Source organism: Pseudoalteromonas undina (assembly GCF_000238275.3).
Classification (GTDB): Bacteria; Pseudomonadota; Gammaproteobacteria; order Enterobacterales; family Alteromonadaceae; genus Pseudoalteromonas; species Pseudoalteromonas undina.
Genome location: NZ_AHCF03000002.1, coordinates 568,827 through 580,508, shown reverse-complemented (window position 1 = coordinate 580,508; position 11,682 = coordinate 568,827). Strand labels below are relative to the sequence as shown.

Annotated in this window: 9 protein-coding genes; 5 read left to right on the top strand and 4 right to left on the bottom strand. The window is 38.8% G+C overall.

Going from position 1 to position 11,682, the window contains the following annotated elements:
- Window positions 1–6: 6 nt before the first annotated feature.
- On the bottom strand, window positions 7–375 hold the full coding sequence (locus PUND_RS03315) for a response regulator (RefSeq protein ID WP_010390921.1): 369 nt from the start codon (window positions 373–375) through the stop codon (window positions 7–9).
- A gap of 366 nt (window positions 376–741) precedes the next feature.
- Here PUND_RS03315 and PUND_RS03310 point away from each other — a divergent pair, with 366 nt between their 5' ends.
- Window positions 742–2,508 (top strand): sensor histidine kinase, encoded by a 1,767-nt coding sequence (locus PUND_RS03310; protein ID WP_010390920.1) that lies wholly within the window; start codon window positions 742–744, stop codon window positions 2,506–2,508.
- 63 nt (window positions 2,509–2,571) lie between these two features.
- Window positions 2,572–3,483: a recombination-associated protein RdgC gene (gene rdgC, locus PUND_RS03305; RefSeq protein ID WP_010390919.1), complete on the top strand. Its 912-nt coding sequence runs from the start codon at window positions 2,572–2,574 to the stop codon at window positions 3,481–3,483.
- 59 nt (window positions 3,484–3,542) lie between these two features.
- Here rdgC and PUND_RS03300 read toward each other — a convergent pair whose 3' ends face one another.
- On the bottom strand, window positions 3,543–4,382 hold the full coding sequence (locus PUND_RS03300; protein ID WP_010390918.1) for an HDOD domain-containing protein: 840 nt from the start codon (window positions 4,380–4,382) through the stop codon (window positions 3,543–3,545).
- 281 nt (window positions 4,383–4,663) lie between these two features.
- Between PUND_RS03300 and PUND_RS03295 the strand changes: the two genes are divergently transcribed.
- A complete protein-coding gene (locus PUND_RS03295) occupies window positions 4,664–6,364 on the top strand; it encodes a dipeptidyl-peptidase 3 family protein (protein WP_010390917.1) in 1,701 nt (566 codons plus the stop codon).
- 62 nt (window positions 6,365–6,426) lie between these two features.
- On the opposite strand, the gene PUND_RS03290 is transcribed toward PUND_RS03295, so the two are convergent.
- Window positions 6,427–6,957 carry a phosphatase domain-containing putative toxin gene (locus tag PUND_RS03290; protein WP_010390914.1) on the bottom strand — a complete coding sequence of 177 codons (531 nt, stop codon included), beginning with the start codon at window positions 6,955–6,957 and terminating at the stop codon, window positions 6,427–6,429.
- Window positions 6,958–6,987: 30 nt separating this feature from the next.
- The gene (locus PUND_RS03285; RefSeq protein ID WP_010390912.1) at window positions 6,988–7,386 is read right to left on the bottom strand and encodes an HIT domain-containing protein; all 399 of its coding nucleotides are present in this window, start codon (window positions 7,384–7,386) and stop codon (window positions 6,988–6,990) included.
- A 107-nt stretch (window positions 7,387–7,493) separates the two neighbouring features.
- On the opposite strand from PUND_RS03285, the gene PUND_RS03280 reads away from it, so the two are divergent.
- Together PUND_RS03280 and PUND_RS03275 are read left to right on the top strand one after the other, a co-directional pair.
- Complete coding sequence (locus PUND_RS03280; RefSeq protein ID WP_010390911.1) at window positions 7,494–9,719, top strand: S9 family peptidase; 2,226 nt, start codon at window positions 7,494–7,496, stop codon at window positions 9,717–9,719.
- Between the two features lie 276 nt (window positions 9,720–9,995).
- Entirely contained in the window at window positions 9,996–11,633 is a 1,638-nt protein-coding gene (locus tag PUND_RS03275) for a methyl-accepting chemotaxis protein (protein ID WP_010390910.1), read from the top strand.
- The last annotated feature ends 49 nt before the right edge of the window (window positions 11,634–11,682 follow it).

Below are 11,682 nucleotides of genomic sequence, written 5' to 3'. Positions count from 1 at the left end.
ATTTTATTAATAAATGCCAAACTTATGCAAAACGTCGTTAAGTTGTATTTTATTAATAGGTTTATGAATGAAATCAATTGCACCAAGTTGCGCTACCCGCTCTCGCATTTTTTGTTGAATGTCAGCAGAAATTACCAATACATAAGTTTCTATTTTATTTGCTTTAACTTGCTCAAGTACTTCAATACCATCCACTTCAGGCATGGTTAAATCGAGGCATAGAAGATCAAACTGCCCATGATGCAACTGCTCCAAGGCTTCCTTACCATTTTTTGCCTGTTGAATATCGGCATCTATGCACTCATTTAAACAGCGGACCACTTGTTTACGAGCAACGGTTGAGTCATCACAGACTAAAATAGAAAAACGCACCATAATGACTATTTAATTAAACTCATATAAAACACCTAAACCCACGCTAAAATCAATTTGCTTGCTCAGTCAGCAAAAAGTAAAGAGTATAACCAACATAACTAGCGAGCAGGTTATTTACTGTATCTTTTACTAACGTTATCAATAAAATGCATGAATGCACAATACAAATTAGCAAAATAACTCTACCTAATTTACAAACAAGCAGGCTAACACACTACGCTTTATTGTTAAGTTCATGAGGGAATCCTTATTTAAGAGCCTAAAATAACAATATAATAAAATATATGTTTATTTTTAATGATTTATTAACTAATGTTTATAAGCGTACATTAACAGCTGAATAACTAAAGGAAATACAAGTCCCTCATGCCGCAAAAAAGTCTCTCAACAAAGTTACTCACACGAGTTTTATCAGTTTATTTTATACTGACTTTTGTGGTGACCTGCGGACAAATCTTCGCAGAGTATGTTAATACCAAAGATTACATACGCGATGAGCTCGGCACACTGCAAAAAACATTTGGTAGAAGTTTAACCCGAGCAATTTGGGAGCTAAATATAAAGCAAACCACAACAACCGCAGAAGGATTACTTGATATACCTATGGTTGAAGGAGTTATTATCCGTGATGATAACGGCGCTATTATTTCTCAATTAGGCCGTGCACTAAACATTCATAACCTTTACAGCCAGCAACTTGTCCAAGAAGACGTCATGGTAGAGGATACTAAAGCAGGCTTGTTTGGCTATACATTTCCGCTTATTTTTGAATTTTCAGGCCGTGCCACTCAGGTAGGCGATGTGACTTTATTTTCTAGCCGCGACGTGATCTTTAGTCGCATCATGCTCTCTATTTACTTTTTAATTGGCAACGCCATGATTAAAACCACTTTTTTAATCATCTTGTTTTTAATCGCATTTAGAAAGCTGCTAACTGAGCCGCTCACACAGCTTACTGAGCAAATTGAATATCTTGAATTAGAAGAGCTCGATGGCCAGCACGTTAAAATTGTCACTGATGAAAATAACGAGCTGAAAGTAATGGAACGCTCTTTTAACAATTTGATCTCTAAAGTTGTTGAGTATAAAAAAGAGTTAAAACAAACCCAGCATGACCTAATCGAAAGTAATCAAAAACTAGATCAACAAAACTTACAGCTTGAACAAGATGTTGCGCGAAAAACATCAAACCTAAGCCAAGCTATGATCGATCTGCAGCAACAAAAATATGAACTCGAACGCCAAAAAGCAGTATTAACAGAAGAAGTTGACCTACGAAAGCAAACAGAGCAAGAGCTGCTAAGTAAACAAACCCAACTACAAAACTCACTCGATGAACTAAGCTTTGCGCAAGAGCAACTTGTTGGCTCAGAAAAAATGGCGGTATTAGGTGGTTTAGTCGCTGGTATCACTCATGAAATTAATACCCCTATTGGTATTGGCGTAACCGCGACCTCATTTTTGCAAGAGCGCTTAACTGAAATAGAAACTGCATTTAAAAATAAATCGCTATCTTCCTCGGCACTGGAAGGCTTTATTAATGATGCAGCACAAAGCGCTCAGCTACTCTCTCACAATTTAGAGCGTGCCTCAGACTTAATCACCAGCTTTAAACAAATTGCTGTTGATCAAGCCAGTGAGGCGCTAAGAACCATTAACTTTAAAGATTACATCAATGAAGTTATACGTTCTTTACATCCGCAAATTAAAAAAACATCCCACAGTATTCGCCTGCACTGCCCGGATGATTTAATTATTAATTTACCTGCTGGGGTGATCAGCCAAATATTTACTAACTTAATTATGAATTCATTAGTGCATGGCTTTGAAAATATAAATAGTGGTCAAATCACCATAGATGTAAATACCGATGAAAACGACTTAATTATTAATTATCAAGATAATGGTATCGGTTTAAAACCAGCTCAACTTAAGCGTTTATTTGACCCATTCTTCACCACAAAGCGTGATGAAGGTGGCAGCGGCTTAGGTGCTCACATTATTTTTAACCTTGTAAAACAAACACTCAATGGCAAAATTGAAGTCAGTAGCGGACCTAACCAAGGGTTACATTACCGAATTTCGTTCCCTAAAAATATGTCATCCCCCCTGCCACTTTTTAAACTCGATTAGCCGTTTCTAGAAGCGGCTTTTATTGCTATGATTGCACAAATTTTTTAAATGGATCATTTCCCTATGTGGTTTAGTAACCTTATATGCTATCGCTTTAAACAAGACGTTTCGTACACTCAAGAAGACTTTGACAAGGCGTTAGAACAAGATCTATTTCGTCCATGTACTGGCCAAGAGTTGGCAACATTTGGCTGGACAAAAGCATTTGGTAAACATGGTGAAACTTTGTCTCACTTTTCACAAAAAAGCATTTTAGTCTGCGCCAAGCGTGAAGAGAAAGTGTTACCGGCATCTGTAATAAATGAGCTTGTTGCAGAGAAGGTTGATCAGATTGAAGCTGAAGAAAATCGACCAGTAAAGAAAAAAGAAAAAGATGAATTAAAAGAAAACATCTTGCACACGCTACTGCCACAAGCATTTAAAAAGTCGAGCTTACAGTTTGCGTTCATAGACCAGGAAAATGGTTGGGTTGTAGTTAATAGCGCAAGCTTTAATAAAGCTGAAGAGCTTCTGGCGTTACTACGTAAATCGTTAGGCACATTACCGGTTGTTCCTGCGTTTGCTAACTATGATTTAGATGTATTTTTAACTGACTGGCTTACTAACTTTAGTACACCTGAGGGCTTTGCGATTGGCTCAGATGCTGAGCTTGAAGAAGCGGATGACAGTGGAGCCCAAGTTAAGCTTAAAGGCCATGACTTAGCGTGTGACGAAGTAAAATCACACCTTGAAAGTGGTAAACGCGTGACTAAGCTTGCCTTGGATTGGCAAGAGCGCGTTAAGTTTATGCTACAAAACGATGGTTCAATTAAACGTTTAAGCTATAGCGAAACACTTAAAGAAGAAAATGCCGATATTCCTAAAGAAGATATGGCGGTTAAACTAGACGCTGACTTTATTCTTGCATCTGAGGAAATAAAACAGCTTCTTGAAGAGCTTACTCAAGGCTTAGGTGATGCAGACGATTTAGCGTAAAAGCTTTATTAAACAAATAAAAAGCACGATACTAATCGTGCTTTTTATTGTTCAAAAATTTAGCTAAACATTTCTTTTACGTCTTCAACCATATGCAAGTATTCCTCACTCTCTAACATTTCTAATGAAGGAAAAATGCCTTTATCAATATAGGTTTGTAGCGCCGCAGATTTATCTGATACTTGTAGGGTTCCCTCAAGGATTGCACCAATGCGAATAAAGTCGATATAACTCACTTCAGTAGAGCGATAGTTAACATCAGCCCAGTGCTGTGCAACCTCTACAAACACATCAGGGAATTCCCATGCTTTCATTATTGAGCCACCAATTTTACCGCTTAAACGTTGAATTGCATGCGCTAAAAAACTCGGATTGGCAAACACTTCTGGGTGTCGCTCAGCCTCAGTTAAAATCGGTAACACCCCAATATTATAAACCAATGAAGCTAGTGTAATGGCATCACGGTTAAGCGAAGTGTGAGTATTTCTTTTTAAGTAAAACTCCATCAATGAAATAGAATGCGAGGCCACATGCAGCGTTTTTTGCCACGCCTTGCCCATGTATCCCTTTATTAGCTCATTATTAGATACAAACAGCTGCTCCATTGCCATGGCTGTAGCTATATTTTTTATTTGCCTTAAGCCAATACGTGTCACTGCTTGATGTAAGTTAGACACCTTTACAGCACGACCCATAATGGCACTATTTGCTACTTTAATCATTCGCGCAGACAGTGCAGGGTCATGTGCTATTGCATCTGACATTTGCATCAAATTTACATCTGGATTGTCAGCGGCTTGACGAACCTTAATCGCTACCTCTGGTAACGTAGGTAACACCAGTGTGTCGTTGTTAATTCTGTCAACCAAAATTGTGAGTAAGGCATTTTCTGTAGACATAAAATATCCCTTTGCTTAAAGACCTACACTTTACAGCAAGTCTTATATTATTAATTATTTCAAAGCTTAGCAGTACTAAACATATACCCAAAGTAGAAAAAATTGTAGATAATTATTGATTATTTACTAGTGCCTCACTGATTTATGCGCACTAACGCCTAATACTTGCTATTTGCTAGTGGGTTTTGCTTTAATGCAAACATGCTAAGGCACATTAACACGCTTCAGTACCTTAACTTACAGTATACAAGTTATAAAATAGACTTTTTAAAGGCAATATAATGATCTTAAATAAAATTAGCCAAGCAATACTGCTCTCTGGCATCGTTTTTCTTAGTGCCTGCTCTGAGCAAGCACCGTCTTCAAGTAATACGCCGCAAAGCTCAGCGCCAACGGCTTCTCAAACGCCTTCTGGGCCAGCGCTTGTTAATATTGACCGTCAACGCTTAGACATATATACAGACTTTAGTTTACAAAGTGACTTATCACACTTGTCTGACAATCAAAAAGCTATGGTAGCTAAACTTATTGATGCTTCAAAAATTATGGATGATTTATTCTGGAAGCAAGCATTTGGTAAAGATAAGCAAGACTTTTTAGCACAACTAGATGATGAAAAAGTACGTCAGTTTGCTGATATTAACTATGGCCCATGGGATCGCTTAAACGGCGATGAAGTATTCTTATCAGGCTATAAAGAAAAGCCGCTTGGTGCAGGCTTTTACCCAGCCGACATCACCAAAGAAGAGCTTAATAACGCTGATGTAAAAGATAAAACAGGGCTTTACTCACTGATTAAACGTGATGAACTAGGCAACTTATACAGCACTCCTTATTCAGAAGAATATGCCTCAGAGCTTGCTCAAGCTGCTGAGTTACTTAGAGAAGCCAGCAAGCTAGCCGACGACAAAGAATTCGCCAACTACCTAAACTTACGAGCTGACGCAATACAAAGCGATGACTTCCAAGCCTCTGACTTCGCTTGGATGGATATGAAAAATAATCCAATTGATGTGGTTATTGGCCCAATTGAAAACTACGAAGACCAATTATTTGGTTACCGTGCTGCCTATGAATCGTATGTACTAATTAAAGATTTAAAATGGAGCGAACGCCTGGCTAAATTTGCTGCCTTTTTACCTGAGCTGCAAAAAGGCTTACCTGTTGATAGCAAGTACAAGCAAGAAGTACCAGGATCAGATGCTGACTTAAATGCCTATGATGTTGTTTATTATGCTGGGCACTCAAATGCTGGCAGTAAAACCATTGCAATTAACTTGCCCAATGATGAGCAGGTGCAATTAGAAAAAGGCACACGTCGTTTACAGCTTAAAAACGCAATGCGTGCGAAGTTTGATAAAATTTTAGTGCCTATCTCAGAGCAGTTAATTGTGCCAGAGCAACGCAAACACATTACCTTTGATGCATTTTTTGCCAATACCATGTTCCATGAAGTGGCTCACGGTTTAGGGATTAAAAACACCTTAACGGGTAAAGGTACCGTTCGCCAATCACTTCAAGAACACGCTAGTGCTTTAGAAGAAGGTAAAGCCGATATTCTTGGTTTATACATGGTTGAACAGTTACTTAAAAAAGGTGAGATCACTGAAGGGACTTTAGAAGATTACTACACCACCTTTATGGCGGGTATTTTCCGCTCAGTACGTTTCGGTGCCTCAAGTGCACATGGTAAAGCAAACATGATCCGCTTTAACTTTTTTGCTCAAGAAGGTGCTTTTTCCAAAAATGAAGATGGGCTATACAGCATCAACATGGATAAAATGGGTGATGCCATGGCAAAATTATCGCGCCTTATTTTAACTCTACAAGGTGACGGTGATTACGAAAAAGTAGATCAACTCATTGCCACTCATGGCGATATTAAAGCGGAACTTGCTAAAGACTTAGAAAAGTTAAGCAAAGCGAACATCCCTGTAGATGTGACCTTTAAACAAGGTAAAGATGTGCTTGGCCTTGATTAACAAAAGCTAATTAAATAAAAAAGCGTTACATTGTAACGCTTTTTTATTACTTATCAGTATGCTTATTTGTCATTCACCACTTTGCGTACAACCGGCTCAAGGCTTGCCATTCCCCACTGCTTACCGATTTCAATCGCAGACTCTATATCTGTACCTTGCTGGTGGGCTGAAATAGCCATTAACGCGCCAACACGGTTGCTACTTGCACAATGAACAACCACCGACTCACCTTTAAGTTGCTCTAAAAGATTGGCTAACTGCTTTGCATTATCAGTGTTTACGTCTTTTGCACCCGCAATCTCAATTGCGTGGTAGCTCATTCCTAAAGAGTTGACTAACGCGCCTTCATCCCAGTCTTGCTCATCTGCTGCACGTAAATTAATAACATGCTTTACCTTGGCTTGCGATAATTGCTTAAACTGCTCTTTAGTCGGTTGCGCTGCTGAAAAAACCAGGTTGTTATGTGCTGCAAAGTTTTTAATGCTAACGTTATTTACCACATCCGTAGCTACCGGCTGCTCGCTCGCTATTACTGTTGAAACAGCAATGGCTGCTATAAATACACTAGTGCAGAGTTGTTTTATTAATTTCATACTATCTCCTCAAAGTAACCCATTCTGATTTTAAAAATGCGTTTTTAATTGCTCTATCTGCTCATTAGTATAAGGGACACTTGGGAACTTGCCCCATACCGGCGCAGGCCATGCAATATCTGTTTTAAAACGCGCTATATGATGAATATGTAATTGCGGTACCATATTGCCAAGCGCGGCCACATTTAACTTATCAGGATTAAACACCTCAATTAATAAATGACTGAGCTTAGCCGACTCCTGTAAATAAGTAATTTGTTGCTGCTCGGTTAAATCTATTATCTCTTTTAAACCCGCTATTCTAGGAACTAATATAAACCATGGGTATTGGCTGTCATTTAGTAGTAATACCTTACAAAGAGGCCAATCGGCCAGTTCAATACAATCTCTTGTCAGCTCTGGGGCTAAGGTAAATGATGTTTCGCGCATGTTAAATCCTTAGGTTATTTTACTTCACACTTTATAGCATTTAGTTGCAGTTGCACACGCTTGTGCTTTACCATCGGGGATAATTTTATGTAAGTAAAGGCAATCCTGTGTTAAAAAAACTAAAACACCTCTCACTGGCAATCCCCCTGATGGCGGGCGCATTAAGCGTTCAAGCAAAGCCGTTAACGCTTGAGCGTATATTTGATGATCCAAGCCTAGCTGGCAAATCTCCGGTACAACTTAAGTTTTCTCCCGATGGTAGCCGTGTTACCTACTTACAAGGTAAAGCAGATGACTATAACCGCTATGATTTATGGGAATATAATTTAAAAGATAACACCAATCGATTGCTCGTTGATTCAGCGCAATTATTTTCAGGCCCAGAAAACCTGTCAGATGAAGAAAAAGCACGCCGTGAACGCCAGCGTATTTTTGGTAAAGGTATTCTTGAATACAAATGGTCAAAAGATGGTAAAGCGTTATTATTCCCTCTTAATGGCGACCTTTATTACTTCGACTTAAAAACAAAAAATAGTAAAAAGCTGACTAACACTGAAGCATTTGAAACCGATGCGCGCTTTTCTCCAAAAGGTAATTTTGTGTCGTTTGTTCGTGAGCAAAACCTCTTCGCATTAGAACTGGCATCTGGTAAAGAAATTCAATTAAGTAAAGATGGCGGTGGCGTTATTAAAAACGGTATGGCCGAATTTGTGGCGCAAGAAGAAATGAGCCGCATGACCGGTTATTGGTGGGCAAATGATGAATCTAAAATCGCCTTTACTCGCGTTGATGAAAGCCCTGTTCAAGAAGCGATTCGTAACGAAATTTATGCTGATGAAGTAAAGCTATTTAATCAGCGCTACCCATTTACTGGCACTAACAATGTTGACATTCAACTTGGCGTTGTAAAGCTTAATGACCAAATGGTTGACTGGATTGACTTAGGTGAAAATAAAGATATTTATATCGCTCGTGCTAAATGGTTAAACGATAGCAACACCCTGTCTTACCAGTGGCAAAAGCGTTCTCAGCACAATTTAGAATTACGCTTTTACAACAGTAAAACGAAACAGCAAACCGTCGCATTAACTGAAAAAAGCGATACTTGGATAAACCTACATTTTGATCTTGAGTTTTTAAAAGATAAAAAACATTTTGTGTGGGCCTCGGAGCGAGATGGATTTAAGCACCTTTATTTGTATGCTAATAATGGCCAACTTATTCGTCAAATAACTACTGGTGACTGGGTTGTTGATAGCTTAAAAGGCGTAGATGAAAAAAATGGTATAGTTTACTTTGCAGCGCGTAAAGATACTGCGCTTGAAAGCCACTTATACAGTGCACCTTTATTTAAAAAAGGAGCAATTAAGCGTATTACTGAAAAAGGCCAATACCACAATGTTGTATTGGCAAAAGATAACAAAACCTTCATTGACACTAGTTCATCGGTGAATAAGCCAAATTCAGCAGCGCTGCGCAAAATCAATGGAGAGTTTATTACGTGGCTTGAAGAGAATAAACTAGACGACTCTCACCCACTAACTCCCTTTTTAACCGATTTAGCACAGCCTGAGTACGGTACTATTACCGCTGAAGACGGCCAAGTTATGCATTACCGTTTATTTAAACCTACAAACATGGCTAAGGGTAAAAAGCATCCAGTTATTGTTAACGTGTATGGCGGCCCTCATGCTCAGCGAGTAACTAATAGCTGGCGTAGTAAAAACTTATACTTTCAATATATGGCGCAACAAGGTTATGTTATTTTTCAACTAGATAACCGCGGCTCTTATAATCGTGGTAAAAAGTTTGAAGATGCAATATATAAAAATTTAGGTGTTGTTGAAGTAGCTGATCAGATTAAAGGCGTTGAGTTTTTACGTACACTTGATTACGTAGACCCTGCACGCATTGGTATTTATGGTCACAGCTACGGTGGTTATATGGCGCTAATGACCATGTTTAAAGCAGGCGATTACTTTAGTGCTGGTGTTTCAGGCGCACCTGTAACTGACTGGGCCTTATACGATACTCACTACACCGAGCGTTACTTGGGTCACCCTGATACAAATGCGCAAGGTTATACCGACAGTGCTGTTTTCCCATATGCTGAAGGCCTTGAAGGCCCATTAATGATTTACCATGGTATGGCCGATGACAACGTGTTGTTTACCCATGCAACAAAATTGTTTAAACAGCTGCAAGATAACAATCAACAGTTTGAAATGATGACTTACCCAGGCTCAAAACATAGTCTTCGCGGTAAACAAGTTCAAACTCATTTACATCAAACTATTACTAACTTCTTTAACCGTAATTTTAATACAAATTAACTAACGTTAGGTTAATTATTCGACTAAAGGCTAATACAAGTATCAGCCTTTTTTTATGCAAATAAGATATATTGAAACGTCAACAAACAATAATCAAATCCATTTAAGCATAGAGTAACTAAAAATCTAAGCCTGAGCGCGCAACTTGTATTGTATTTAAATTAACCGCTAACAACTAAATATAAAAATTCAATATTATGAAAATAAAGCTCTATTAGCCTATATTTTAACTATGCTTATTAAAGAGAAGTAATGCTCTTATACAGGAACATGTTTATGCTAAATCTCCGTCGTTTTACTATATTTCAACGTCTAGCCATTTTAGTAGGGATTGTAATATTTGGTTTAATTGTATTGAGTATTTCGAGCTTGAGTAACCAATACCAAGCGCTCAAAAACGAGCAATACCTTAAAACTAAAAATGTGGTAGAAACTGCATATAGTACTATTAAGCACTATGCAGCCCTTGAACAAAACCAAACTCTTACTCGCCAACAAGCACAGTCTCAAGCAATCGCCTCAATCCGCTCATTGCGCTACGATGACACTAACTATTTTTGGATCAATAATTACCAGCCGGCGATGGTAATGCACCCAATAAAACCAGCTCTTGAGGGAAAAGATTTAACTAATAATAAAGACCCTGATGGCACCCCGTTATTTGTTGAGATGGTTAGCGTTGTAAAACAATCCGGCGAAGGTTATGTGCCTTATAAATGGCCAAAGCCCGGTAATGACAACCCCGTAGATAAAATTGCGTTTGTTAAAGGTTTTGAACAGTGGCAATGGATAATCGGCTCGGGAGTTTATCTTGATACCATAGACAGTGCCTTTTCGCAGCAGCGCACTATCATCATTATCAACGTTGTTATTATGATTATTGTGGTGGTGTTATTTAGCTACTTTATTGGCCGAAGCATTTTAACGCCGACTCGTTTAGCAGCGCAGATGATGAAAGATATCTCTCAAGGTGAGGGGGATTTAACTCGTACTCTCAACGAAAATGGTAATGATGAAATATCTCAACTTTCGCGGTCATTTAATTTATTTGTCTCTAAAATTAGAGAGTCTTTAGTACTAGTTGCCAAAAGCGCAAACGATGTAAACGAGCATGCCCATGCTGTAGATGATTCTAGCAAAACCAGCCAGTCGTTTATTGAGCTTCAAAACGACAGTAGCACCCAAGTAGCCGCTGCAATGGAGGAAATGACTCATCAAATTCATGATGTTAGCCGTAATGCCGAAGCCGCTGAACAAGCCGCAAATGATACTGCTAGTAATGCATCAACGGGTAAAAATGTGGTATCTAAAACGATTACCGCCATTGAAACCCTCTCGAGTAATATAGAAACCGTAAGCAAAGTAACCGCTGATCTTGCTCAAGAGAGTAATAATATTGGTTCGGTGCTTGATGTAATAAGAAGTATTGCAGAGCAAACTAACCTGTTGGCACTCAATGCAGCCATTGAGGCTGCACGGGCAGGTGAACATGGTAGAGGCTTTGCCGTCGTAGCCGATGAAGTAAGAACCTTAGCAAGTCGAACGGGTAAAAGCACTGATGAAATTCAAGCCATGATAGCTAAACTGCAAGAAGGCGCTAAAGCCGCAGTTGAGGCGGTAAAATCTAGCCAAGAAATTTCTATTTCTACGGTTGAACAAGCCTCTTCAGCAAATACATCACTGGATGAAATAGACAGGTTAGTATCGGTGATCACCGATATGAACGGCCAAATTGCAAGAGCAACAGAGCAGCAAACATCGGCCGCAGATGAAGTGAACTTAAGAATTAACGATCTTTCGCAATCAACGGAGCAATCATTAGGTAATACAAAGGATTTAACCCTTGCCAGCGACAAACTCAAACAAAGCAGTGTTGAATTATCTAGCGTGGTATCGCGCTTTAAGCTTAGTTAACTCAATTAAAAAAGCCCTGATTTTCAGGGCTTTTTAGACATGTTTATAT

What these genes read in the sequence shown, in the direction of transcription:
- PUND_RS03315 (WP_010390921.1), bottom strand. Translation starts at nt 375, where the DNA reads ATGGTGCGTTTTTCTATTTTAGTCTGTGATGACTCAACCGTTGCTCGT.
- PUND_RS03310 (WP_010390920.1), top strand. Translation starts at nt 742, where the DNA reads ATGCCGCAAAAAAGTCTCTCAACAAAGTTACTCACACGAGTTTTATCA.
- rdgC (WP_010390919.1), top strand. Translation starts at nt 2,572, where the DNA reads ATGTGGTTTAGTAACCTTATATGCTATCGCTTTAAACAAGACGTTTCG.
- PUND_RS03300 (WP_010390918.1), bottom strand. Translation starts at nt 4,382, where the DNA reads ATGTCTACAGAAAATGCCTTACTCACAATTTTGGTTGACAGAATTAAC.
- PUND_RS03295 (WP_010390917.1), top strand. Translation starts at nt 4,664, where the DNA reads ATGATCTTAAATAAAATTAGCCAAGCAATACTGCTCTCTGGCATCGTT.
- PUND_RS03290 (WP_010390914.1), bottom strand. Translation starts at nt 6,957, where the DNA reads ATGAAATTAATAAAACAACTCTGCACTAGTGTATTTATAGCAGCCATT.
- PUND_RS03285 (WP_010390912.1), bottom strand. Translation starts at nt 7,386, where the DNA reads ATGCGCGAAACATCATTTACCTTAGCCCCAGAGCTGACAAGAGATTGT.
- PUND_RS03275 (WP_010390910.1), top strand. Translation starts at nt 9,996, where the DNA reads ATGCTAAATCTCCGTCGTTTTACTATATTTCAACGTCTAGCCATTTTA.